24 protein-coding genes and 1 pseudogene are annotated in these 23,917 nt (G+C 67.3%); 15 read left to right on the forward strand and 10 right to left on the reverse strand.

Annotated elements, in window-relative coordinates; all coding sequences use genetic code 11:
- Positions 1 to 271 precede the first annotated feature (271 nt).
- A complete protein-coding gene (locus tag NNI01S_RS34470; protein ID WP_157114745.1) occupies positions 272 to 1,405 on the reverse strand; it encodes a hypothetical protein in 1,134 nt (377 codons plus the stop codon).
- A 557-nt stretch (positions 1,406 to 1,962) separates the two neighbouring features.
- Here NNI01S_RS34470 and NNI01S_RS12965 point away from each other — a divergent pair.
- A complete protein-coding gene (locus tag NNI01S_RS12965; protein WP_063020318.1) occupies positions 1,963 to 2,799 on the forward strand; it encodes a hypothetical protein in 837 nt (278 codons plus the stop codon).
- A gap of 3 nt (positions 2,800 to 2,802) precedes the next feature.
- Here the strand turns inward: NNI01S_RS12965 and NNI01S_RS12970 are convergent, their stop codons facing one another.
- Positions 2,803 to 3,495: a GntR family transcriptional regulator gene (locus tag NNI01S_RS12970; RefSeq protein ID WP_063020319.1), complete on the reverse strand. Its 693-nt coding sequence runs from the start codon at positions 3,493 to 3,495 to the stop codon at positions 2,803 to 2,805.
- Positions 3,496 to 3,770: 275 nt separating this feature from the next.
- On the opposite strand from NNI01S_RS12970, the gene NNI01S_RS12975 reads away from it, so the two are divergent.
- The 6 genes and pseudogenes from NNI01S_RS12975 to NNI01S_RS12995 all read left to right on the forward strand — a co-directional run bounded on the left by NNI01S_RS12975 (position 3,771) and on the right by NNI01S_RS12995 (position 8,137).
- On the forward strand, positions 3,771 to 4,532 hold the full coding sequence (locus NNI01S_RS12975) for a helix-turn-helix domain-containing protein (RefSeq protein ID WP_157114746.1): 762 nt from the start codon (positions 3,771 to 3,773) through the stop codon (positions 4,530 to 4,532).
- Positions 4,529 to 5,563: a hypothetical protein gene (locus NNI01S_RS12980; RefSeq protein WP_063020321.1), complete on the forward strand. Its 1,035-nt coding sequence runs from the start codon at positions 4,529 to 4,531 to the stop codon at positions 5,561 to 5,563. Before NNI01S_RS12975 ends, NNI01S_RS12980 begins: the two co-directional genes overlap by 4 nt.
- Entirely contained in the window at positions 5,560 to 6,321 is a 762-nt protein-coding gene (locus tag NNI01S_RS12985) for a hypothetical protein (protein ID WP_157114748.1), read from the forward strand. The genes NNI01S_RS12980 and NNI01S_RS12985 overlap by 4 nt, the downstream gene beginning before the upstream one ends.
- 428 nt (positions 6,322 to 6,749) lie before the next feature.
- Positions 6,750 to 6,950, forward strand: a complete 201-nt coding sequence (locus NNI01S_RS12990) for a helix-turn-helix transcriptional regulator (protein WP_063020323.1) — start codon at positions 6,750 to 6,752, stop codon at positions 6,948 to 6,950.
- 2 nt (positions 6,951 to 6,952) lie between these two features.
- A pseudogene (locus tag NNI01S_RS36730) lies at positions 6,953 to 7,150 on the forward strand (site-specific integrase); the annotation flags it as partial.
- 135 nt (positions 7,151 to 7,285) lie between these two features.
- Entirely contained in the window at positions 7,286 to 8,137 is an 852-nt protein-coding gene (locus NNI01S_RS12995; RefSeq protein ID WP_245676087.1) for a tyrosine-type recombinase/integrase, read from the forward strand.
- Positions 8,138 to 8,152: 15 nt separating this feature from the next.
- On the opposite strand, the gene glnA is transcribed toward NNI01S_RS12995, so the two are convergent.
- Positions 8,153 to 9,589: a type I glutamate--ammonia ligase gene (gene glnA, locus NNI01S_RS13000; RefSeq protein ID WP_039796970.1), complete on the reverse strand. Its 1,437-nt coding sequence runs from the start codon at positions 9,587 to 9,589 to the stop codon at positions 8,153 to 8,155.
- A 252-nt stretch (positions 9,590 to 9,841) separates the two neighbouring features.
- Between glnA and NNI01S_RS13005 the strand changes: the two genes are divergently transcribed.
- Positions 9,842 to 10,297, forward strand: a complete 456-nt coding sequence (locus NNI01S_RS13005) for an RDD family protein (protein ID WP_063020325.1) — start codon at positions 9,842 to 9,844, stop codon at positions 10,295 to 10,297.
- 52 nt (positions 10,298 to 10,349) lie between these two features.
- Positions 10,350 to 10,745: a YrdB family protein gene (locus tag NNI01S_RS13010; protein ID WP_245676088.1), complete on the forward strand. Its 396-nt coding sequence runs from the start codon at positions 10,350 to 10,352 to the stop codon at positions 10,743 to 10,745.
- Between the two features lie 63 nt (positions 10,746 to 10,808).
- Here NNI01S_RS13010 and NNI01S_RS13015 read toward each other — a convergent pair whose 3' ends face one another.
- Together NNI01S_RS13015 and NNI01S_RS13020 are read right to left on the reverse strand one after the other, a co-directional pair.
- Entirely contained in the window at positions 10,809 to 11,543 is a 735-nt protein-coding gene (locus NNI01S_RS13015; protein WP_063020326.1) for a DUF4191 domain-containing protein, read from the reverse strand.
- A gap of 61 nt (positions 11,544 to 11,604) precedes the next feature.
- Positions 11,605 to 12,048, reverse strand: a complete 444-nt coding sequence (locus tag NNI01S_RS13020) for a TY-Chap domain-containing protein (protein ID WP_063020327.1) — start codon at positions 12,046 to 12,048, stop codon at positions 11,605 to 11,607.
- 545 nt (positions 12,049 to 12,593) lie between these two features.
- Between NNI01S_RS13020 and NNI01S_RS13025 the strand changes: the two genes are divergently transcribed.
- Genes NNI01S_RS13025 through NNI01S_RS13040 form a run of 4 tightly spaced genes read left to right on the forward strand, consistent with a single transcriptional unit; the run spans position 12,594 to position 16,974 of the window.
- The gene (locus NNI01S_RS13025) at positions 12,594 to 14,261 is read left to right on the forward strand and encodes a CocE/NonD family hydrolase (protein WP_063020328.1); all 1,668 of its coding nucleotides are present in this window, start codon (positions 12,594 to 12,596) and stop codon (positions 14,259 to 14,261) included.
- Positions 14,258 to 15,628: a M20/M25/M40 family metallo-hydrolase gene (locus NNI01S_RS13030; RefSeq protein WP_063020329.1), complete on the forward strand. Its 1,371-nt coding sequence runs from the start codon at positions 14,258 to 14,260 to the stop codon at positions 15,626 to 15,628. Before NNI01S_RS13025 ends, NNI01S_RS13030 begins: the two co-directional genes overlap by 4 nt.
- Positions 15,625 to 16,512 carry an alpha/beta hydrolase gene (locus NNI01S_RS13035; RefSeq protein WP_063020330.1) on the forward strand — a complete coding sequence of 296 codons (888 nt, stop codon included), beginning with the start codon at positions 15,625 to 15,627 and terminating at the stop codon, positions 16,510 to 16,512. The genes NNI01S_RS13030 and NNI01S_RS13035 overlap by 4 nt, the downstream gene beginning before the upstream one ends.
- A 9-nt stretch (positions 16,513 to 16,521) precedes the next feature.
- Entirely contained in the window at positions 16,522 to 16,974 is a 453-nt protein-coding gene (locus NNI01S_RS13040; RefSeq protein ID WP_063020331.1) for a 6,7-dimethyl-8-ribityllumazine synthase, read from the forward strand.
- 3 nt (positions 16,975 to 16,977) lie between these two features.
- Here the strand turns inward: NNI01S_RS13040 and NNI01S_RS13045 are convergent, their stop codons facing one another.
- Together NNI01S_RS13045 and NNI01S_RS13050 are read right to left on the reverse strand one after the other, a co-directional pair.
- Complete coding sequence (locus tag NNI01S_RS13045; RefSeq protein WP_063020332.1) at positions 16,978 to 17,340, reverse strand: hypothetical protein; 363 nt, start codon at positions 17,338 to 17,340, stop codon at positions 16,978 to 16,980.
- Positions 17,341 to 17,850: 510 nt separating this feature from the next.
- Positions 17,851 to 18,795: an endonuclease/exonuclease/phosphatase family protein gene (locus tag NNI01S_RS13050; RefSeq protein WP_063917445.1), complete on the reverse strand. Its 945-nt coding sequence runs from the start codon at positions 18,793 to 18,795 to the stop codon at positions 17,851 to 17,853.
- Positions 18,796 to 18,904: 109 nt separating this feature from the next.
- Between NNI01S_RS13050 and NNI01S_RS13055 the strand changes: the two genes are divergently transcribed.
- Entirely contained in the window at positions 18,905 to 19,297 is a 393-nt protein-coding gene (locus NNI01S_RS13055; RefSeq protein ID WP_157114749.1) for a hypothetical protein, read from the forward strand.
- A gap of 126 nt (positions 19,298 to 19,423) precedes the next feature.
- Here NNI01S_RS13055 and NNI01S_RS13060 read toward each other — a convergent pair whose 3' ends face one another.
- Positions 19,424 to 20,071 (reverse strand): cysteine hydrolase family protein, encoded by a 648-nt coding sequence (locus NNI01S_RS13060; RefSeq protein WP_063020335.1) that lies wholly within the window; start codon positions 20,069 to 20,071, stop codon positions 19,424 to 19,426.
- Positions 20,072 to 20,073: 2 nt separating this feature from the next.
- Positions 20,074 to 20,400 carry a YciI family protein gene (locus NNI01S_RS13065; RefSeq protein ID WP_063020336.1) on the reverse strand — a complete coding sequence of 109 codons (327 nt, stop codon included), beginning with the start codon at positions 20,398 to 20,400 and terminating at the stop codon, positions 20,074 to 20,076.
- A 108-nt stretch (positions 20,401 to 20,508) separates the two neighbouring features.
- On the opposite strand from NNI01S_RS13065, the gene NNI01S_RS13070 reads away from it, so the two are divergent.
- The gene (locus NNI01S_RS13070; protein ID WP_063020337.1) at positions 20,509 to 20,844 is read left to right on the forward strand and encodes a winged helix-turn-helix transcriptional regulator; all 336 of its coding nucleotides are present in this window, start codon (positions 20,509 to 20,511) and stop codon (positions 20,842 to 20,844) included.
- Positions 20,845 to 20,894: 50 nt separating this feature from the next.
- Here the strand turns inward: NNI01S_RS13070 and NNI01S_RS13075 are convergent, their stop codons facing one another.
- Positions 20,895 to 23,906 (reverse strand): bifunctional [glutamine synthetase] adenylyltransferase/[glutamine synthetase]-adenylyl-L-tyrosine phosphorylase, encoded by a 3,012-nt coding sequence (locus tag NNI01S_RS13075; protein ID WP_063020338.1) that lies wholly within the window; start codon positions 23,904 to 23,906, stop codon positions 20,895 to 20,897.
- Positions 23,907 to 23,917 lie beyond the last annotated feature (11 nt).

Below are 23,917 nucleotides of genomic sequence, written 5' to 3' on the forward strand. Positions count from 1 at the left end.
AAAACATAGCTGTCGCATGGCGTTCCGAGGGCGAATCGTGTAAACCACTCGTTGGTTCCTACGGATCAACGCCGCCCACCTCCTAAGCGGTAGACGGCGCTTCGCCCTAACAGGCGATGGGGAAGTTGATGCCTAGGCATCAAACTGAACACCCGAACTCGTCACCTCTGCTGGTGTGAGCCGCGTTGACGTCCCTGATACCTGCGGGCCGCTTCCCCGCAAGCCGCCACAATGGAGACCTGGCACGGGCTGACAGCGATGAGACAATGAGTCAAACCCGGGGCGCAGGAAAGCGAGCGGTGTCGTTCTCCAGACCTTGTACCTGCCTCCGAATTTGGAGCTGGCCTTCAATCTCCTCGAAGTAATCTGCAACTAAATCCACTCGAGATATTCTTGAGTTGCTTCGGAACAAACTCTTAACCATTTCATTGAAACCAGGGATTTCCTGACTTTCCAATAAACCCAGGAAGTCGGATATATCAATAGACACAACTCCAGGGCATTGACCGGAGAGCTGTCCAATCGCCGATTTTATCGAGGATTTCATTGTGCTAATTACATCCAGCTCGACTTTACATGTCAAGCCGAGCGCAATCGGTCTAGTTACACCTATCGAACCGTCCGGCCGGGCGGCTCCAGTGCCGCTTAGCGAGAAGAAACCCGCAGCTATGTCTTTTCCGTGAGGGATGACGAGCTTGTCGCTAATAACCTGCTCACCAGGGACAACGGTGATGGTGTACTCTTGCGATTCCGACTTGACTTGCAGAGGATCGGTCCGGACCGGCCTCAAACAAGAGCGAATAGCAACCAGAATCTCATCGACCATCTGCCTTGTCGGCTCAATTTCAAATGTCGCCTCCACCACAATCCCACTTGCCTGCACACCTGGATGGTACAGTTTTTGAAGCTTGCTGTTCAGGACTCTGTAGAGATTCAGCCTTTCTTTGTCACGGGCGCTGAACGCTCCGGTCTTATACTTACATTCAACCTCCATCTCGCCATTAACCATCATGTCCGGTTGCCTCACCGTCGTTTCAGGAATGAATTCAACCGAATTTCCCCGAGACGCATAATCTCCAGCCACCTGAATTTCGTGCACCGCACTCCGCACCCGCTCCTCCGAACCATCACGGAGGTCGGATATACGGGCATCAAGATGCGCGGTTGATGAATTTCTTAAAATCGCCACATAGTGGCAGAGCCGAAGAAGCCTCAGGAAGCTCTGATTATTACCGAGAGATCCGGGGTTACTTAAACCATTTCTGTATTCGTTGGCCCACATTGCGATCGGGTTTGGCTGGGTATTCGACCCGAATGGACCCTTTTCTGTTATCCAAGTAGATCCTCCGAGTTCCTCGATGAATCGGTCAACCATCTCAAAGATATCTATGCTGCCGCTACTCACATCACTCCCTCGGTCTGGTGACATCAAGCTGGAACCAGGCATCCCCAACACAGAGCGTCGTCAACTGTTGGACCATCCCTTCGTTGTGGTCACCTCTTAAGCGGCAACCCACTGAGCCGCTCGGCCAGACCTCCACGCTGCACCTCCCCAACCGCAGCCGCCCAACCTATCACCACGATCAACCTATGCACTCGAGAACGCAACGGACGCAAGCCAATGCAACCACCCCCATCCAGCCCCCTTATGGTCTCCGCCCCACCACTTCACACTCACTTGACCACACTGGCTCTCCCCTCACCCGACCCCGATTCTCTAGGAACAGCGAAGCCCTAGAGAATCGGGGTCGGGTGAGGGGAGAGCCCTGCGCCGAAGGCGCAGGTCACAGCAATCTCGATGGTGTCTGGCCCGCACTTCGACGGGACTAAACGACTTCGGGCCATCTTCGGGCCAACTTCGGGCCAGCTGCGGGCCGCGCGCGGTCTCCACTGACCGTGATTCTGATAATGAATTTCATCAAGCATCCCCCGGATGCCTTGATCCACGGAAGAATCGGACGCATGGCTGAGCTGGCGCTGACGACCCAACGGCGGAATGAACTGGCCGCACTGCTCGCGGACGAGCAGCGGTTGAACACCGATTACCCGAAGGTCGCCGACTACCTGGACACTGCACCGATGCTGCCTGGGACAGGCGACGATCAGGCTGACGCCGCGTTCGACCTCCGTCTAGTCAACTTCATGACGGGTGGTGACACCGAGAGTCTTAATCCCTACTGGGAGATCGTCGGTCCCTCGGTTTCCGAGCGCGACGGCCGCCGTGTCGTGGACGGCGGGCGCATCAACGGCAGCGCACGACTTGGCTACGCCCAGACGATCCTTCAAGCCGCCTACGCCTACGCGATACCGGCACCGGAAACCATCGCATGGATGGTGGACTTCTGCGGCAGTCGTTCCGTCGTGGAGCTGGGTGCCGGCCGCGGCTACTGGGCGGCGCAGCTGCACCATGCCGGGTTGAAGGTCGACGCCTATGACATCGAGCCGCCCGACCGGGCCAAGAACGTCTCGTTTCCCGGCGCGTCTGGCCAGCGCGATGTCTGGCACCCAGTCGCAGGACTGGAGGCTTTTGCCGATCGACTCCGCAGCGACGCCGACTGCACACTCTTCCTGTGCTGGCCGCCCGGATGGGGCAACACCATGGCCTCAAAAGCGCTCGCCGCCTACGAAGATGCAGGCGGCGAGCGGGTGGTATTTATCGGCGAGCCCAAAGGGGGCAAAACCGGTGATGATGACTTCTTCGACGGGCTGACGTCACGCTGGCGACTGGAAACCCATGATCAGCAGTATGTTTCGTGGTGGAACCTGGCCGACGTGGCGCAAGGTTGGGTGCGCCGCTGACGCCTATGCCTCCCGCGGCGGCTTGACTGGTTCGGTCAGCTGCATTCTGAAAACGAACGCATCGTAGCGATCCCGTGGATAGGAAATCTCCGAGAGCATGAGCAGCTGATCGTCTGGCCCGAGATACCGCTGCCGAACCGTCTTCACGAGATCGCCCCGGGCCGTACCGAGCCATTCCGCATGCGACTGGGCGGGAATCCGATCTGCCACCGATTCCTCGAGAACAATGGCGTTCGAGATGTCGGGGACTCCGATCGGCTGGTAGGTATCCGAGATCGAGATCGGCCGACCGCCTTCGGTGGCCCGAGTGACCGTGTGGAGCACCTCGGTGCCTAACGGTGTTGCGAACTCATCCGCGAGTTCCTGTGGCGCTGGAACGCGTTGACTCTTGCGATCGATCCGGACGTCCTCGGCGGACTCGTGCTCGAAAGTGTCCTCCGGATCCTCCATCTGACGCTCTGGTGCAACGCGAACGAGGTTGGGGTGGTCGGTCACGAACGTCCCGCGCCGCGCGACCGTTCGTACTAGACCTTGTCGTTCAAGCAGCTGAATTGCCTGAATAACCACGATCTTTGAGACGCCGTGCCGGTCCATCAGCTCCGTGAGGCTCCGCAACTGGGTGCCTGGCGGAAGCGAACCGCTCCGGATCTGTCGGGCGTACTCCGCAGCGATCGAGACGTAGGCGGGCTCAGTCATCCTCAAGGTCCTTCCAGGCTCCGACGTCGTAAATGAAAACCGTTTTGAGCATGCACAACTGTACATGCACAGCACTCGAACTAGCCAGAGTCTTGTACATACACAGTTGTATATGTACAGTCGTGTTGGTCGGGTTGGTTACCGACTACTGCGACGACAAACGGGTCCTCGCACACAAAAGCTCCCCGGCAGCTGGAACTGCCGAGGAGCCTCAGTCGACCGAAGTGGGCTGCAACCCCTCCGGTCTTTCACTTCAGGATGGAGGTCCTTGAAGCATGTCCAGTGTAGAGCGGCGGCGGCCGAACGATCGGTTGTGGCAGGCGATGACAGCGGCCGGGGTGAACTCGGAGCAGCTGGCGAAGAAGGTCGGGGTCAACCCGAAGACGGTGGAGCGGTGGCTCATGGACGGGCGTCCACCGTTTCCGGTGCACCGCCACGCGGTGGTCGAGGTGGTCGGTTCGAGCGTGGAAGAGCTGTGGCCCGGTCAATCGCGGCGGCGTTCGCCGGATGCGAACGAGGCGTTGCGCGAGGCGATCTACCGGGCGCGCCTGACGCCGGAACAGGTGGCCGAGAAGTTGGAGGTCGACGCCAAGACGGTGGAGCGGTGGATCGCCAAGGGCCGCCTGCCGTATTCGCGGCATCGGGCGGCGGTGTCGGAACTGGTCGACGTTCCAGAAACGCAGTTGTGGCCGGAGGCCCATCGGGAACTGGAAAAGCGGATGGCCGCGACCGACCCGGCTGGCGTGTGGCATCGGTGGGCCGAACAGCAGATCCAGGCCCAGGCCGCCGAGATGCGCCAGCAGTTGGGGCTCACCCGCCCCCGCAGCGCCCGTGATGACGAACGCGCGCGGACCCTGGCCGACTATGCCGCGGCGTCGGCGCCGATCAAGGAAGCCGACATCCACCCGCACCGGCACGCCGAGCAGGCGCAGCAGTCCCGGCCGGTCGAGGTGCCGCGCTACCGCCCGCAGTACCGAACGATGGAGGAGTACGACCGGCTCCGCGAGTCCTGGCCTCGGGTGGAGCGCAGCCGATGACCGACCACAACAGGAGGAATCACGCGGCCGGGCACCCGGCCGACCGTGACCGGCGCATCCGGGAGCTACGCGATCTCGGAGCGACCTATCAGCAGATCGCGCGGCAGCTGCGCATCCCGGCCCGCAAGGTGGAGGGTGTGCTCGGCGAAGCCGCCGCATTGCGCAAGTTCGGCCACAGCAGTAGGGAAATCGCCGCCGAGATCGGACTGCCACGCACGACAGTTCAACGGCTGCTGGCCGACCCATCCGGGGCGTCGTCGCGGTCGACGGCCCGGCACACCACTGCGATCACGGGCCTGGTGGACATGTACGGGATGCAGGTCGACGTCCTGGCCTGGTTCCTCGACATGGACGAAAGCCACACCTACGGCCTGGTCCGGCAGCTGCGCAAAGACCGTCTTGTGCAACCGACGCTGGTCGAGGTCCAGGCCGGATCGAAATGGGTTGTGCCGACTGGGGAAACCGCGGCGTCCTATCTGGGTTGGCGGCCGTACACGGTGTGGACGGTTCCGGTCCACCACTGCGAGCACTATCGCGCGGTCGCTCAGGCCCGGATCATGCTCAACGGCTCGGATCTGACCAACTGGGTGTCCGAACGCCGATTGCGGCATGAGGCCGAGATGGAGCGGCGCCAGTCACGCTCCCGTACTGCCACGATCGGGCACATCCACGACGGCCGGTTCCTCGGCGTGGTGGACGGCACCTATGGGTGGTGGGCGGTCGAGGTCGAGTTGACCGCCAAAAGCGGCGCCAACATGGACAAGGCTCTGCGTGGGGCGATCTGGGCCGCTCGTGACGCGCAACCCGAACCCATGACCGGGGTTCTGTACCTGTTCCGCGGCCGGGAGGTGGAGAACACCATCATGGCCGCCGCCAAACGGCTCCCGGCCGCGTTCGACGACCTGGACATGCCCCTGGTGATACGCGACTTCGACCGCGAGTGGAACCGCTTCCTCACCCACCGGCAAGCCCTCCGCGCCGCCAAGACGACCGCGCGCGCCGGTCTTCACGCCTCCAAGGAACTGTCATGAACCCCGTTACGAAACCCTCGCCGACCACGGCCCAAAACACCGGGGCTGTAACGAAACTCGCTGTCCAGAAAACTGGACACCCCTTCGCCCTGCGCACCCGGCGCGCGGCCCGCGCGATGGCCGCGATCGTGCAGCACCGCGCCATGCAAACAGACACCCTCGCCGCGTTCCTGCGCACCGGCCGCAACCACGTTTACGAACTCGCCGCCGCCCTCGCCGACGAAGGCATGGTGCGGCCGTTGATGAAGGTCGGGGCGGGCCCGAGCTGGATCGTGCCGACCCCGGCCGGGCTCGGCTGGTACTACGGCCGGCGCGTGCACGACTGGCAGCCCTCCCCGTTGTGGTCTGTCCATGCCCGCACCGTCATTCAGACGCGGATCGCGCTCGGTGCCCGTGACTATGACGATTGGTACTCCGAACGGGACATGCACTATGACAGCGGATACCGGGGCCGCTACCCGTACGACGCCCAGTGGAACCACCCGGACGCCCGGGTCGCGGTGAAGGTCGACACCGCCGCCTACATCCTCACGCCGAGCAAACTCGGCGAAACCGTGGCCCGCGTCATCGGTCACGCCCGCACCGACTGGTGCGAAGGACTGCTGTGGGTCTGTAACGGTGCGACACCCGCCGCAACAGTCCGCACCACCCTCGACCAGCGTGCGCACCACGACGACGCACCGGCCGTCGCGGTCGTCGAGTTCGCCGACCTCACCAACCCGGACGTCCCGGTCCTCACCCCGTGGGGTGTCGCATGAACGCACCACTACGCACCGGGGCTGTTACAGCGGGTGACACCGTGCGCACGGGGTGTAACACCGTGCACCACCCACTGTCACATCGTGTGACAGCAGCCGAGTCCGCTCATCCAGCCACGGAAAACAGCAGTTCACAGACCTATCCGCGCGAACACAGCCAGGACAGCGGCAAGCCCGCACCCGTCGGACTCGCCGCCGATCCGATCAATCATGACGCGTCATGCAACAGCGGGTGTGCCGCATGTGACAGCTCATGCACCACGCAACGCACCGGACGTGCCACCAGTGCGCACCATGCAACACCTGCCGGTGCGCCGTGCAACAGCCTGCGCACCGGATGTGACAGGAGCGCACCGGACGCACCGCCCATCCTCGCTCAGCGCACCAGCACCCGAACCACTGCACCACACCGAAACGGAGACACCGCCATGACCACCGACCGCTACCTCCAGGCCAAAGACTGCGAAGAACTCACCGGCATCCCGGCCGCAACCTGGCGCTACTGGGCGCACATCGGCTCCGGCCCGGCCAGCTTCAAACTCGGGCGCCGCCGCGTCTGGCGACGCAGTGTCATCGATGCCTGGATCGCCGAGCAGGAAGCCGCCACCCGCACCGGAGGCGCGGCGTAACCATGGCAGCACGACGGAACCGCCGGGCCGGAGTCGAAGACCTCTGGACCAAAGAAGTCCGAGACGACGACGGCACGGTCCGGCGCGTTCCGTCCAAACTCCACGGCAAAGGCAAACGCTGGCGCGCCCGCTACGTCGACGACGCCGGAGACGAGCACACCAAGCGATTCGCACGCAAAGTCGATGCACAGAAGTGGCTCGATGAGCAGGTTTCGGCGCTCGTCCAGGGGACACACGTAGCCCCGCGCGACGCAAAACGCACCGTCCGGCAGTGGTCCGAGGAATGGCTGGCGGGCTACGCCGTCCATCGGGACGGCACCGTCCGCCAAGCCAGGGTGCACATCGCTCAGATCAATGCGGAGTTCGGGGACTACCAACTCGCCGCGGTGCGGCCGTCAGCGGTGAAGGCTTGGACGGCGAAACTGAAAGAACGCGGGCACGAACCGAGCTACATCTACGCGCTGCACGGTCGGCTGTCGCAGCTGCTGGGCGATGCCGTGCTGGATGGCATCCTCGGCCGCAATCCGTGCTCGCGACGCACCTCGCCGCCAGCAGGCAAGCAGAAAGTCTATTGCGCCACAACCGAACAGGTGTGGGCGATTCACGACGCGATGCCGGAGCACATGCGTCCCGCCATCCTGCTCGGCGCCTTCGTCGGTCTTCGGGTGTCCGAGGTCGCCGGGCTGCGCGTGACCGACGTCGACTTCATCCGGGGCATCGTGCACCCGAAACAGCAATGGCCCGCCCGGCCGCTGAAGAGCGATGGATCGGAGGCACCGATCCCGATTCCGAACGACCTGGCGCTCCTGCTGTCGGCCGCGGTGAAGCTGCGGCCCGGCGAGCGCGTGGTCTGTGACGACTTCGGCAAGCCGGTTCCGCCGTGGCAGCTTGAACGCGCCGTACGTACGATCCGTCCGAAGATAGCGGGGCTGCCGGAAGAATTCACCTTCCAGGACCTGCGTCACTATCTCGCGTCGCTGCTCATCGCGAACGGCGCGAACATCAAAGTCGTCCAGGCACGCATGAGGCACGCGAACGCCAAGACCACCCTCGACACCTACGGCCATCTGTGGCCGGATACGGACGAGTCCACCCGCCAGGTGATCGCTGCTGTGATCACTGAGCGGATGGACTCGAATCCGTCTACTGCGTACCCACTGCGTACCGAAGGCCCGAATCAGCCCTAAACACGCAGGTCAGGCTTACACGTCGAAGTACAGCTCGAACTCGTACGGGTGCGGCCGCAGGTTCACCGGGGCGATCTCGCCTTCGCGCTTGAGGGTGATCCAGGTCTCGATCAGGTCCTCGGTGAAGACGTTGCCTTCGGTCAGGTAGTCGTGGTCCTGCTCGAGGCGGTCGATGACCGACGCCAGGCTGGTGGGGGCCTGCGGGATGTTCTTGGCCTCCTCCGGCGGGAGCTCGTAGAGGTCCTTGTCGACCGGGGCCAGCGGCTCGATCTTCTTCTTGATGCCGTCCAGGCCAGCCATCATCATGGCGGCGAAGGCCAGGTACGGGTTGCCCGAGGAGTCCGGCGCGCGGAACTCGAGGCGCTTGGCCTTCGGGTTGTTACCGGTGACCGGGATGCGGACCGCGGCGGAGCGGTTGCGCTGCGAGTACACCAGGTTGATCGGGGCCTCGTAGCCGGGGACCAGGCGGTGGTAGGAGTTCACCGTCGGGTTGGTGAACGCCAGCAGCGACGGCGCGTGGTGCAGGATGCCGCCGATGTAGTGGCGCGCCAGGTCGGACAGGCCGCCGTAGCCGGCCTCGTCGTGGAACAGCGGCTTGCCGTCCTTCCACAGCGACTGGTGCACGTGCATACCCGAGCCGTTGTCGCCGAACAGCGGCTTCGGCATGAAGGTGACGGTCTTGCCTTCCTGCCACGCGGTGTTCTTGACGATGTACTTGAACAGCTGCAGGTCGTCGGCCGCGGCGAGCAGGGTGTTGAACTTGTAGTTGATCTCGGCCTGACCGGCGGTGCCGACCTCGTGGTGGCCGCGCTCCAGCTCGAAGCCGGAGTTCTGCAGGTTGGTCGAGATCTTGTCGCGCAGGTCGACGTAGTGGTCGTAGGGCGCGACCGGGAAGTAGCCACCCTTGTTGCGGACCTTGTAGCCGCGGTTGCGGGTGCCGTCCGGGTTGAACTCCGCACCGGTGTTCCACGAACCGGAGACCGACTCGATCTCGTAGAACGCGCCGTTCATGGCCGAGTCGTAGCGGATCGAGTCGAAGATGTAGAACTCCGCCTCGGGACCGAAGTACGCGGTGTCGGCGATGCCGGTGGAGCGCAGGTACTCCTCCGCCTTGCGCGCGACGTTACGCGGGTCGCGGCTGTAGGCCTCCCGGGTGAACGGGTCGTGCACGAAGAAGTTGAGGTTCAGCGTCTTGGCGGCGCGGAACGGGTCGACGCGCGCGGTGGAGAAGTCGGGCAGCAGCAGCATGTCCGACTCGTCGATGGACTGGAACCCACGGACGGAGGAGCCGTCGAACGCTAGCCCTTCCTCGGCGAGGTCGGTGGTGAAGGCCTTCCCCGGGATCGAGAAGTGCTGCTGCACACCGGGCAGGTCGCTGAACCGGATGTCGACGTACTCGATGTCCTCGTCAGCGATGAATTTGATGACCTCGTCGGCCGTGCTGAACGTCACTTGTTCTCCTTACGGATCGGTTCCCAGCCAGTGTCGCTTGCATGGGTTCGTCGCGACCAGACGCTATGGATGCCGTGTTTCCCTGCAGTCAAGGATGTGTTTCGCCGGTGTTACACGTGCGTCAGGCAGCGTGGTGCTGACCACCCGGACTCGAATTGCATGGTAGTCCTGCCCCCGCCGCGGCGCTCGCCGACGCTGAACTGGCGCTTATGCGGTCCCGGCCGCCGGTTCGGCCGCGCCTATCCTGGGTGCATGGCACGCATCACCGGCTCCTGGCTCTCCGGACCCCCGGCCGACTCCGGCGGCCCGGCAACCTCCGAGTTCCCCGGTGCACAACTCGGCCTGCCGAAGACCGGAGCCGGCTCGCTGGCCGGCATGGGTCGCCGCATCGCCGCCCTGTTCGTCGACTGGCTGATCGCGCTGGGGATCGCTGCGCTGATCACCCGCAGCGGGTCGGCGTCGAGCCTGACGCTGCTGATCTGGTTCGTCATCGGCATGGGCGCGGTCACACTGTTCGGGTTCACGCCGGGGCAGTACTTCCTGCGGCTGCGGACGGTGCGCATCGACGCGGCCGCCCCGGTCGGGTTCGTCCGGGCGCTGGCCAGGCAGGTGCTGCTGCTGTTCGTGGTGCCCGCGCTGTTCACCGACGCCGACGGTCGTGGCATGCACGACCGGGCTACCGGCACCGCGCTGGTGCGTTCGCGCTGAGCCGCCCGGCTCGAGCCCACCAGCCGCGAGGTCACACCGCTAAGCTGCGCCGGTGTCGTTGAATCCGGTGATGCTCGTGGTTCGTTTCCTGCTCGAACTCGTCGCGGTGGCTTCCTTCGGCGTCTTCGGCTGGCGCGCGTTCGACGGGCCGTGGAAGTTTCTCCTGGTGGTGGTGCTGCCGGTGGTCGCGGCTGTCGTGTGGGGCGCTTTCGCGGTGCCTGGCGATCCGAGCCGTGGCGGGCAGGCGAAGATCGCCGTGTCCGGCTCGGCGCGCTTGGTGATCGAGCTCTCGGTGCTCGGCGGCGGGGCGCTCGCGCTCCAAACCGCGGGCCTGCCGCACTGGGGTCTGGCGCTCGCCGTGCTGGTGATCGTCTATCACGTGCTCGCCTACGACCGGGTCGTGTGGCTGCTCACCCGTGATTCGTCGTCCGGACGCCCGCGACCGTAATCATGGAAGAGCGGACGCGCCGAAAAGGCCCATGTCGCACGGAACGGACACGGGCCTCCCGCGTCAACGGCGGCGGATGGCCCGCTGCACTCCGCGCATCTTGGCGCCGGCGGGCATCGGCCCCTTCGGCAGGGCGGGCCCGCTGCGCGCGCTGAGCGCGGACAGACGGCCTTCGATGAGGTCCATGCGCTTGGTGTCGATGTTGCGCGGCAGCTTGGTGAGGTAGCGCTGTAGTTCCTTGAGCGGAATCTGGCCTTCGTCGTTGCCGATGACGACGTCGTAGATCGGAGTGTCGCCGATGAGCCGGGCGGTGCGCTTCTTCTCCTGGGCGAGCAGCGACTTGACCCGTTGCGGGGAGCCTTCGGCGACGAGCACCACGCCGGGCAGGCCGATCACGCGGTGCACCGCGTCCAGCTGCGTGGTGGCGGCGATGCCGTTGCTCACCCGCCACTTGCCCTGGAGGTTGTCCAGCACCCAGGCCGCGGCGCCCGCCTGGCCCTCGGCCTTGCGGTAGACGCTCTTCTGCACCCGCCTGCCGAAGATGATGAACGCCGCCAGCGCGCCGAGCACCACGCCCAGCGGGATCAGGAACCAGGTCAGTCCGAAGATCAGGCCGATCACGACGAAGACGGCGGTGATGCCGACCAGGGCGCCGATCATCAGCGGCAGCAGCAGCTTGTCTTCCTTGCGCTGCATCTGGAACGCCTGCCACAGCTGCTTGCGGCGTTCTCGAGACTGCTGCTTGCGGGCCGCTTTCGCCGCGGCCTTCGCTTCCTTGGTGGGCTTACCTGCTGCCATGTCTCTCAGAATAGTGCCCAGGTCGTCGCGGCTTGCCGCCGGACAGCGGCCCGGCCGATTCCTACCCGCGGCGGGCGATCGGGCCGAGCACCGTGAGGTCCAGGTCACCGGACGCCTCGGTCCAGCCCATCGCGCGCAACTCGACCGGGGCCGCCACACCGAGCGCGTCACGCAAGCCGACGGCCACCGAGCGGGCGAATTCGAGCAGGCTGTTCGGCGCGATCGGCCAGAAGAGGGTCCTGGTCCAGTTGTCCGCGTCGCGCCGCACCGCCGGCTCGTGCCAGCCCAGTGCGCGCAACTTCTGCGCCGCGGTCTCCGGTATGGGGTCGGTCAGGTAATGATTCCCGGCCAGTTCGGCGGACAATTTGATGTCGTATTGGACAAATTGGACATAGCGATTTCCCGGGGCGGCGATGATCAGGGTCGCCCGGGAGGGCAGCTCGGCGAGACAGTGCGCCAGTGCTTGCACGAACCGTTCCCAGTCCGCGGTTTCCGGCTCGCTCATTCTTCCCCCGGGTATTCGCACTGGCCTGATCATACGCCGCCGCGCCGCGGACACCAGGCGAAATTCATTGCGGCATGGCATGGTTCGTTCCGGGCACAGCCATCGGGCCATATCGGTTCCCGTCCCCCTCGGCACCACGCCGACCTGCGGCATCTCCTCGGGGACTCGGTGTTGGACGAGATACCGCCACGTCCGTCCGCTATCGCGGACAGCGTCCGGGACGCACGGGCACCACCTACAACGACAGTGCGGAGAAGCCGCCGTAGAACCGAGTGCCGAATGCACTGAGGAGATCGCAAGCGATTCGCGTGGATACCATTCCTTCGCCACCGGAAACGCGGGGCCGGAAGCGAAATCGCAATTCTCGCACGAACGCATCGACGCCATTCTGCGCTCGCGGTGCGCCGCGTGGTTTCCCCTTCACCGCCGCGGCCGACCTGGCCAACTGGCCTGTCCGGGTGACACCGGATGGCGTCTGCCCGGCTACTGGACGACCACCCCGGTTCCGGGGGCTGGACGGCCGTCCGGTCACACTCGATAGTCCTATGGTGACCGACCGCGCCGTCCTGTCTCGTGCCCTGTGCGGCCTGCTGTTGCTGCTGGCCGCGTTCGCCCCGGTGACCGCCGCCGCCGAACCGCTGCCGGTGCCCTACCAGTGGAGGCAAGCGTTCATCGACAGCACGGACGGCACCCGTCTGCACGCGGACATCCTGCGCCCGGCCGGTGTCGCGGACGACACTCGCACGCCGGTCGTCCTCACCGTCAGCCCGTATCGCGCGCACCTGGCGTATCTGAGCGAGCCGCGTCTGACCGGTGGGCCGTCCACCGACAACCTCACCGCCGAACTGTTCCTGCGGGCGGGCTACACCTACGTCGTCGTCGACCTGCGCGGGTTCGGCGGCTCCAGCGGCTGCCCGGACTTCGGCGGCCCCGGCGAACGCGCGGACGTGGCCGCGGCTGTGGAGTGGGCGGCGAGCCGGCCGTGGTCCACGGGCAAGGTCGGATTGTTCGGCACGTCGTATGAAGCCTGGACCGGCCTGATGGGCCTGGCCGCCGCGCCGAAGGGCCTCGCCGCGGTGGGCGCGTTCGAGCCGGTCGTCGACCCCTACTCCTATCTGTACATGCAGGGCGTCTCATGGAAGTTCTCCGGCAAGCCCATCACCGAGAGCGGTGTGCGCCCGGCCGATTTCGCGGGGCTCGAGCACTTGCTCATCGCTTCCACCCCGCCGCGTCCGGAGGACTCCGGCGAATATCAGGCGAACGCGACGCAACTGCCGTGGCAGTGCTATCAGCGGTACCTGGCCGAGATCGGCGACCACAATCCCGACACCGCGTTCTGGCGTGACCGCGACCTGGTCGCGCGACTGCGCGGCAGCACGATTCCGCTGTTCCTCGGCCAGGGTTTCGTCGACTACAACACCCGCGCCTACCGCGTGTTCGATCTGTGGAACGGCCTCGGGCCCGGCGAGCACCGGGCCTGGTTCGGCCAGTGGGGACACCGCACCTGCCACGACAAATGCGGCACACCGCACTTCGACACCGAGCTGCTGGCCTTCTTCGACAAGCACGTGGCGGGCCGTGACATCGAGGTCCCCGGGCCGCGGATCACCGTCGGCCAGTTCGACGGCCGCTGGCGCGCGGAGACCGCTTGGCCGCCCGCCGACGCGCAGCGGGTCACGGTCGAGCTGCGCGCGGGCGGTTACACCGACCGCGGGCTTGTCCCCGGAGCCGACCGTGAACTCTGGTCGGTCTCCGCGCCGCTGACCGCGGACCAGCACCTGTCCGGCATTCCTACCGCAACGCTACGGCTGAGCGGCCCGGCGAACGCGACGGTCGCCGTCGAGCTCTACGACATCGCCCCGGACCTGCGCGCGACCGTCATCACCCGCGGGATCGCTCCGGTCGGCGACACCGCCGAGGTCCGGCTGCTCGCCCAGGACTGGCCGATCGCGGCGGGCCACCGGATCGGCGTGCGAATCACCGACGTGGTCGACGACGTGTGGTCGCACTCCCCTGCCTTCGCCTCCGTCGCGGTGACGTCCGCGCGCGTCGATCTGCCCCTGTTGACCGCAACGCGTCGTCCAGAACTCGCCGGTGGCCTCACCGAGGGCATCGTGAAGTGGCGAAACGAGAAGACGATCGCCCTCGACCCGAGCATGTTGAACAATGCAACGGTGCCCATGAATCTGCCCGACCGCACCGGTGACCGATGACGCAGCCGGTCGACGACCCGACCGCCGAACGCCTCGCCGCCGCGCTGCGATGCGCGACGGTGTCCACCGACGACCCGGGTGACGCCGACAGCGCGGCGTTCGAGCGCCTCGACGCGCATCTGCGGGCGTCCTTCCCGCGCGTGCACGCCGAGCTCGAGCTGCGCCGGTTCGGCCACAGCAGGCTCTACCGCTGGCCCGGCGTCGAACCGGACCGGGTGGCCGCGATCCTGCTCGCGCACCAAGACGTGGTGCCGGTGGACGACGCCCAGCGCTGGACCCATCCGCCGTTCGCCGGGGTGGTCGACGACGAATTCATCTGGGGCCGCGGCGCGATCGACGACAAGAGCCGCGTGCTGGCCATCCTGGAGGCGGCCGAGTCCGCGCTCGCCGCGGGCGTGCGGCCCCGGCACACCGTCTACCTGGCCTTCGGGCACGACGAGGAGGTCTTCGGCGGCGAGGGGGCCGAACGCATGGCCGACCATCTGCGGCAGGCGGGCGTGCGGGCGGATCTGCTGTTGGACGAAGGCGGGGTGATCACCGCGGGCGTCGTCGACGGCGTGCGGCAGCCGGTGGCGACGATCATGCTCGGCGAGAAGGGCTACGCGACGGTCCGGTTGTCGGTCACCGAGGTCGGCGGGCATTCGTCCATGCCGGGCAAGCAGACGGCGGTCGGCCGGATCGCGCGGGCGGTGGGCCGCATCCAGGACCATCCGATGCCGCTGCGCCTGATCCCCGTGATCGCGGACATGCTGGACCGGTTGCGCGGGGTCATGCCCGCACCGCGGCGGCGTCTGCTCGGTCTGGCGCGCATCGCCGCACCGGTGGTTGCCCGTGTGATGGCCGCCCAGCCGCAGACCGAGGCCATGGTGCGCACCACCACGGCGCCCACCGTGATCCGCGGCGGCGTGCGGGCGAACGTCCTCCCCCAGCGGGCCGAAGCCATGGTGAACTTCCGCATCCTGCCCGGCGACACGGTCGCCTCGGTGCTGGCTCACTCCCGCAAAGTTGTGCGGGACAAAGGAATCCGACTCGAGCTGATCGGCATGTCGTCGGAGCCGTCGCGGATCACCGGGCCCGGTCCCGCCTTCGAGCTGATCGCGGGCCTGGCTCGCGCCGTGGTCCCCGGCATCGCGGTGACCACCGGCATCGTCCCCGGGGCGACCGACTCCAGGCACTACGACGACCTGGCGGGCACCCGGTGCAATTTCGCGCCGATCGTGCTGGACCAGCGCGACCTGGCCTCGATCCACGGAACCGACGAACGGCTGTCGCGGGTCAACTACGCTCGACTCATCGAGTTCAACCGGCGACTGATCGAGCATTTCGCGACGGTCGGCGCGCCATCGACGTCAGGAGCCGAGGCATGACGACCGAGCCGACGGCGGGCGATGCCACGCCCACCGAGCCGCCAGCGATCCGCACCGAGTCCGGTGAGTTCGACGGTATCGGCAGCGGAGTGGCCTGGCGGGCGTGGCTGCCGGAGGGCGCCGCGCGGGGCGTGATCGTCCTGGTGCACGGCGTGGCCGAGCATTCCGGTCGCTACGCGCACGTCGGACAGCGTCTGGTCACCGCCGGTTTCGCGGTCTACGCGCTCGACCACATCGGACACGGGAAGTCCGCGGGCGGCAAGGCCAACATCGGCTCCATGGCGGCCGCCGCCGACAACGTCGCCGCCATGCTCGCCATCGCGAGCCGGGAGCAGCCCGGTGTGCCGCGCTTCCTGGTCGCACACTCGATGGGCAGCCTGATCACGCTGTATCTGGCCACCCGCGCGCCGATCGACGTGGCGGGCATCGTGCTGTCCGCCCCGCCGCTGGACATCCCGGTGGGCAATCCGGTGCAGCGCATGCTCGCACCGGTGTTGAGCAGGTTCACCCCGAATCTCGGTGTGCTGCGGCTGGATTCGTCGCAGATCAGCCGCGACCCAGCGGTGGTCGCGGCCTACGACAACGATCCGCTGGTCTATCGGGGGATGCTGCCCGCCCGCACCGGCGCCGAGATGCTGAGCGCGACGAATACGGTCAAGCAGCGGCTGGCCCGGCTCACCGTGCCGGTGCTGGTGCTGCACGGCACCGCCGACGCGATCGCCGCGCCGTCGAGTTCCGACCTCATCGAGCGCGGCGCGGGGTCGAAGGACCTCACGGTGATCCGCTACGAGGGCCTCTACCACGAGGTGTTCAACGAGCCCGAGCAGGAGAAAGTGCTCGAGGATGTCGCCGGGTGGCTGGAAGCGCACCTTACCGGAAAGTAGTATCTCGACATGAGCACAACCGGATCCATCGCGTTCATCCGCGCCAGCTGGCACAGCTCGATCGTCGGCAAGGCCTACGAGGGCTTCCGCACCGAGTACGCCGACCTCGGTTTCGATCCCGCCACCATCGACGTCTTCGAGGTGCCCGGCGCGTTCGAGATCCCGCTGCACGCCAAGCGCCTGGCGCACTCCGGCCGGTACGCGGCGATCGTCGCGTCGGCGCTGGTGGTGGACGGCGGCATCTACCGGCACGACTTCGTGGCGTCGGCGGTGATCGACGGGCTGATGCGCGTACAGCTGGACACGGATGTGCCGGTGTTCTCGGTCGTGCTCACCCCGCACCACTTCCACGAGCACAGCGAGCACGTCACGTACTTCACCGAGCACTTCGTGACCAAGGGCGCCGAGGCGGCCCGCGCGCTGGCGGGCACGCTCGCCTCGCTGCGGTCGCTGCCGGTGTAGCGCCTAGCGGAATTTGGCCAGGCAGGCGCTCTCGCCGTCCAGGACGCCGGTGCGGAATGCCTCCAACCGCTGGTAGCCGCTCGGCACGACCTTGCCGTTCACATCGGCGGCCGCCGCGCCGTCGGCGAGCAGGCCGGAGACCGCTTCGTCCAGATCGCCCGCGGACAGGTGCGGGTCGCTGCCGGGCTCGCTGAGTTCGGCGGTCACCACGCCGGTGAGGCAGGCGGTGCGCAGCCCGGCCGTCTGCGCGCCGGTCAACGACAGCTTGCGATCCCGTTGCACCGCAAGGGCGTACCGCGACACGAAGACGACGAACGCGTTGTAGTCGCCGTCCACGACCGCCGAGAGTGGGTCCTCGCCCGCCATCGGTCCGCCGCGGCGGGCCAGGCGGGGACGTCGGTGCCGATCCGGTTCGCAGCCGTGCAGTACGACACCGGCCGGGTGACGGTGGCGTCCGAGCAGCTGCCGCCGACCCCGAAGTAGTCGAATCGCGGCGGCCGGGTGACCGGGAAGATCTGCGCCAGCGCCTTGCTCAGGCTCGTCAATGCGGCGGTATCCACCGGGAGCTGGGCCTGCTGCCCACTCGGTTCGAAGGTGGTCGGAAGATTGCCGCGGCGCTGAGCGATCTCCTTCCTGGTGATCTTCGTGCAACCGTCGGCGCCATCGGTGTAACCGATCTGCACCGCGGTCACCCGCTCGCGTCTCGGGCCCGCCGAGCGCTCACATCGTAATCGCCACGACCGCGCTTCGCGCAGCACACCGCGGAATTCCGGATCCACACGGCCGACAGTTTCTTCGCCGTCGACGATCCACGCCGACCTGGGTACGGCAAGCGGATGGCGACCCAGCGCTCGATGAGGGTTGCACGAACCCCGATCACCGCAGGCGGATTCGGCAGATCAGCGCTCGGTGGTCGGAACCGGGGACGGAAAGAGTGTGCAACTGTTCGGCGGTGGCGTCGGCCAAGAGGATGTGGTCGATGCCGATCACCGGGCCCCAGCGGCGGTCCTCGGGAAACGTGGGCAGCAGACCGGCCCCGGTCTGATCGGCGGCCGAGGCGAAGCGGCCGCGCAGGAGATCGCGGTAGGCCGTGTGGTCGCGGGTCGCGTTGAAGTCGGCGCCGACGATGGCGGGACCGGTATGCGCGTCGAGGATTTCGCGGACGCTGCGCATCTCCGCCTGCCACGCGGGGAAGTCGAACGGCGGCGGGACCGGATGGAAGGCGAAGACGGTGATCGGCCCTCGTTCCGGGTGATCCAGCGTCGCGGAGACATTGTTGAGGATGAAGCCGTCGTATTTCCTGGTGTCTCGCAACGGGTACCGGCTGAAGACGCCGGTGCCGCCACCGCCGTCGGGGGTGGGTTCGGCGTAGTGATGCGGCAGCTCGGCGAGCAGGCCCGCGCTCGCCAGGCGTTCGAGCGCGGCGCCGGTCAGTTCGTCGACCGTCAGCACGTCGACCCGGTTGTCCCGCACCGCGCGCACCACGGCGGCCGGATCGGCGCCGCCGAACAAGATATTCGACTGCATGACGGTCAACCGGGGACCGCTCGCGGCCCGGCTCTCCGGCACGAACGCGGGCACCAGCGTCCAGAGCACCGCCGCGACCAGCACGCCGGCCACCGCCGCACTGCGCCACCCGCGCGCGATCAGCAACAGGACGAGGCCGACGAGCGCCCCGATCATGAAGTACGACGCGCCCGATGCGAGCAACACCAGTCCGCGTTGTTGCCACGCCCCGAAATGCAGCACGATCCCGATGGCACCCGCGGCCACTGCGCACCACCCCACACCGAGCAACGCCCGGTCCATCCATCTACGCATGCGGTCGAGCCTAGGCAATGTCTTCGAAGAGCTGGTGCAGCGCGAGTGTGGGTTCTGTGTGCTCGAGCGAGATCGGCCGCACGTCTACACTGGCTCTACTGCCGACGACGTGACGGGGTGGAGGATGTACGTCGAGGAATTCCGCGCGAAGGGACCGCTCACCGCCGGGATGGCCGAAGATCTGGCCGTGATTCCGGGGATTTCCCGTTCGTGCATCACGATCAGCAGTAACGGGCGCAGCGTGCACGCGCCCGTCCTGCCGTGGTGCTGGGATGTCCTGCGGATCGACTCCGGCGACCTGGTCACCGTCACGACCGCGCGCGGGCTCGGTGACGAAGACCGGCTGGCCATCCGCCGTTTCGTCGATCGCTTCCACGCCTTGACCGGTCCTTCGACCACGAGTCGCGCACCCCGTCCCCGGAGTTCGGCAGGCAAGCGCGCGTTCCGCGTGCTCGGCCTCGGCGGGAGAGCCGCTGCCCCGCGCGGCTCGCGGCCCTCCTGACGATCGCCAACCCGGTGGTCGGCCATTCGAGGGCGGTGGAATACCGGCGCAGCGCATCCGAGCCAGCGGGCGACGGCGGCGGTCCCGGTCGGCGCACACCGGGCGAATCGTGCCGCGTTCACCGCGTCACGGCGCGCACCGCCTCATCAGCTCACTCAGTTCCGCCGTGTCCGTCGTCAGCGAACCACCGGCGAATTCCAGTGTGACCTGCGATCTTTCAGCAGCCGCCGGATGACCGGCGCCACACGCGTCGGTGACAACGACCGGCAGATAGCCGAGATCCAAGCTGTGCCGGACGGTCGGCTCGATGCCAACCTCCATGGCGATGCCCGCTACGGCGTAGGTATCGATGCCGCAGTCGCGCAGGGCGAAATCCAGCGGGGTCGCCGCGAAGGCCGACATGGTGATCTTGTCGAACACCACCTCGTCCGGGCCGGGCGTCAGCTCGGGCACCACCTGGAATTGCGGCGAACCCTGCGGAAAGCTCGAGCGCAGGTCCGCGGGCTCGTCCACCCGCTGCCAGGACATGGCCGTGCGCAGCTGAGCGACGCCCGACGCCGCGACCGGCAGCGACATGTGCCGGGTGTAGAAGACCCGGAAGCCGCCCGCCCGCGCGGCGTCGCGCAGCCGCACGCACGCGCGCACGATCTCCTCCCCGCCGGGAATCTGCCGCACGATGCCCACCTGCATGTCGTAGATGAGCAGCGCCATCCGCGCGGGATCGCAGGCGTCCGGGACGGTCTGCGGGATGCTCAAGCCGAAGGCGTGCCGCATGCTCACGCGGTCCGGTCATAGGGCTCGGCGACGTCGACGGCCGGGTCCATCAACGCCTCCAGCGGCAACGGGGCCTGCACCGGGACGAACGTCCAGTCCAGGTACCCGGCTTTGGTGAGCGGGAAGTCCGCGACGTACTTGCGGGCCTCCTCGACGCTGTCGACCTCGAATACGATGACCACGCCTGGTTCGTCGGCGCGGGCGTAGTTCTCCCGGACGATGCCCGCCTTCCACAGCCGCCACACGTTGGCGACTTCTTCGGGCAGGTACGGGTTGATCGTCTCCAGCGTGACGCCGGGCTTGAATCGGTCGAAAACGATGACCTTCATAGAATTTCGCTCCATGTGCGCGTGTGGGTTCCGGTGAACGGCATCCATGGAATCGCGATGATTACAGTGTTACAAGAACGCACTTTTCGGTGAGTACTCGGAGGACAGGTGCCCGGCAAGCGCTACAACTGCGCCGTGGAGGTGACCGTCGACCTGATCGGCGGCAAGTGGAAGCCGGTGATCCTGGCCCACTTGAAGGAGGGGGTGCACCGCTACGGCGAACTGCGCAGGCGGATGCCTGCGACCAGCGAGAAGATGCTGGTTCAGCAATTGCGTGAGCTGGAGGCCGACGGCCTGGTCCGGCGCACCGTCTACGACACGGTGCCGCCGCAGGTCGAGTACACCCTCACCGACGAAGGCTGCACCCTGGTTCCCGTCCTCACCGCCCTCTACGACTGGGGCGAACAGCGCGCGGCCCGCTCCGGTCTCACGCTCGAGGCGTGAGCCGGCTGTGCGAGCCGGGCGGGACATGACGAACCGGCGCGGAGAGGGGCTCAGGCGCCGAAGACCCGTTCCACGACGGCTTTGGCCCGCCTGGTGACGCGCATGTAGTGGTCGAGGAATTCGCTGCCGTCGTCGTTGGGCCACCCCGCGACGCGGGCGACCGCGGACAGGAGGCGCCCGGGGCCGGGAAGCTGGTCGGTGGGCTTGCCGCGCACCAGAACCAAGGCGTTGCGGGCGTTGGTGGCCGTGAGCCACGCGTCGCGCAGCAGCGCAACGTCCTGCGCGTCCAGCAGCTCGGTCCGCTCGATCACGTCCAGCGCCTCCAAGGTGGAGGTGTTGTGCAGGCCGGGCACCTCGTGGGCGTGCCGTAGCTGCACCAGCTGCACCGTCCACTCGATGTCGGCCAGGCCCCCGCGGCCCAGCTTGGTGTGCGTGGCCGGATCGGCGCCGCGGGGCAGCCGCTCGGCGTCCACCCTGGCCTTGATCCGCCGGATCTCACGCACCGCCTCGGCCGACACTCCGCCTGCCGGGTACCGCACCTTGTCGATGACGTGCAGGAAACGCACCCCGAGCTCCTCGTCGCCCGCCACCCGATGAGCGCGCAGCAACGCCTGCACCTCCCAGGGCTGCGCCCACTGTTCGTAGTACGCGGCGTAGGCGGCCAGCGTGCGTACCAGCGCGCCGTTGCGACCCTCCGGACGCAGTCCGGCGTCCACGTGCAGCGGCGGGTCGGTGCTGGGCGCACCGAGCAGCTGCTGCACCCGATCGGCCACTCCGATCGACCACTTCACGGCCTTGGTCTCGTCCTCGCCCGGGCGCGGGTCGCAGACGAACAGCACGTCCGCGTCCGAGCCGTAGCCCAGTTCCATGCCGCCGAGCCTGCCCATGCCGATCACGGCGATGTCGGCCGGCGCGGGCGCGCCCCGTTCGGCCTCACTCGCCCGGATCACCGCCCGCAACGACGCCTCGAGCACCGCGACCCACACCGACGACAACGCCCGGCACACCTGCGGTACATCCAGCATGCCGAGCAGATCGGCCGACGCCACCCGCGCGAGTTCGTGCCTGCGCAGCGAACGCGCCGCCGCCACGGCGCGTTTCGAATCCTCGTAGCGAGCCGCTGCGGTGAGGATGCCGCGCGCCACCTCGTCGGGCTGCGGGCCCAGCAGCAACGGCCCGCCGGGGCCGTCGGCGTACATCCGGATCGTCTCGGGCGCGTTGATCAACAGATCGGGCAGGTATTCCGAGCTGCCGAGCACGATCATGAGCCGCTGCGCGATCGCCCCCTCGTCGCGCAATTCCCGCAGGAACCAGATCTGGTCGGCCAGGCCCTCCGACACCCGGCGGTAGGCCAGCAGGCCCGCGTCGGGATTCGGTGTCTCACCGAGCCATTCGAGCAGCGTCGGTAGCAGCAGGGCCTGGATGCGGCCTTTGCGGGACACCCCGCCGGTCAGGGCTTTCAGGTGGCCGAGTGCGTGCTCGGGCGCCGCGTAGCCGAGCGCGGCCAGCTGCCGGATGGCGGCCTCGGGACTCAGGCGCAGCGCAGCGGGCTCCATGCGCACCACCGATTCCAGCAGCGGCCGGTAGAACAGCTTGGCGTGCAATCGCCGTACGCGCACCGCGTTCCGGCGGATCTCGCTGCTGAGCACCCCCACCGCGTCCTGCCTGCCGTCGGGCCGGACGTGCGCCGCGCGGGCCAGCCAGCGCATGCCCTCCTCGTCGTCTGCGGCGGGCAGCGTGTGGGTGCGGCGCAACCGCTGGAGCTGCAGCCGGTGTTCGAGCAACCGCAGGAATTCGTACGACGCCGTGAGATTGGCCGCGTCGTCGCGGCCGACGTACCCACCCGCGGCCAGCGCGGTCAGCGCCTCGACGGTGCCCTGCACATGCAGCGTCTCGTCCACCCGCCCGTGCACCAATTGCAGCAGCTGCACGGCGAATTCGACGTCCCGCAGGCTGCCGCGCCCCAATTTGAGCTCGCGTTCCCGCAGATCGGCGGGTACCAGATCCTCCACGCGGCGGCGCATCGCCTGCACGTCGGCGACGAAATCCGGACGCTCCGAGGCCGACCACACCATCGGCATCAGCGCGGCGCGGTACTGCTCGCCCAGCGCGAGATCACCGGTGGCCGGGCGATTCTTCAACAGCGCCTGGAACTCCCAGGTCCGCGCCCACCGCTTGTAGTAGGCGATGTGCGAATCCAGGGTCCGCACCAGCGCACCGGCTTTGCCCTCCGGCCGCAGCGCCGCGTCCACCTCGAAGAACGCCTGACTCGCCACGCTCATCATCTCCGCGGCCAAGCGCGTGGCGGTGGCGTCGGCGGGTTCGGCGACGAACACCACGTCGACGTCGCTGACATAGTTCAGCTCGCGCGCACCGCATTTGCCCATCGCGATCACGCCCAGCCGCACCGGCACCGGCTCGTCCTTGCAGACCCGCGCGACCGCGACGGCCAGCGCCGCGGTCAGGGCGGCGTCGGCCAGGTCGGTGAGCTGTCTGCCGACCACCTGGTAGGGCAGCACGGGCTCGTTCTCCACCGTGGCCGCCAGATCCAGCGCGGCCAGCAGCATCAGCTGGTCGCGGTACCGCTTGCGCAGCGCCGCCACCACCTCGGGCCCGGCGATCCCGGCGCGGAACAGCATCGGGGCCGCGTTGGGGCCTTGCTCGGGTTCGGCCTCGACGACGGCGAGCAGCTCGGCGAGCAGCTCGTCGCGCCCGGGTAACTCCTTGCGCCGCAAGCACTCCCAGGCCGACGGCGCCGCGACGAGATGGTCGCCGAACGCGCTGGACGAGCCGAGCAATGCGAACAGCCTGCCTCGCAACGCCGTATCGGCACGGATCGCCGAATCGACGGCGTCCCATCCGTCCCCGATGCTCTCGCGCAGCCGCATGAGCGTGCTCAACGCGAGATCGGCGTCCGGCGCGCGGGACAGCGACCACAGCACGGGAATGCTCTCGACGTTGTCCCAGCCCAGATCGCGCAGCGACGCGGCAGCGGACGGCTCGAGCAATCCGAGCCGACCGACACCGGGGACGGCGGAACGCGCAGAAGGGGGCCGGACCATGGTTCTCAAAT

Origin of the sequence: Nocardia niwae NBRC 108934 = DSM 45340, assembly GCF_001613465.1 — a bacterium.
GTDB classification, from domain to species: domain Bacteria; phylum Actinomycetota; class Actinomycetes; order Mycobacteriales; family Mycobacteriaceae; genus Nocardia; species Nocardia niwae.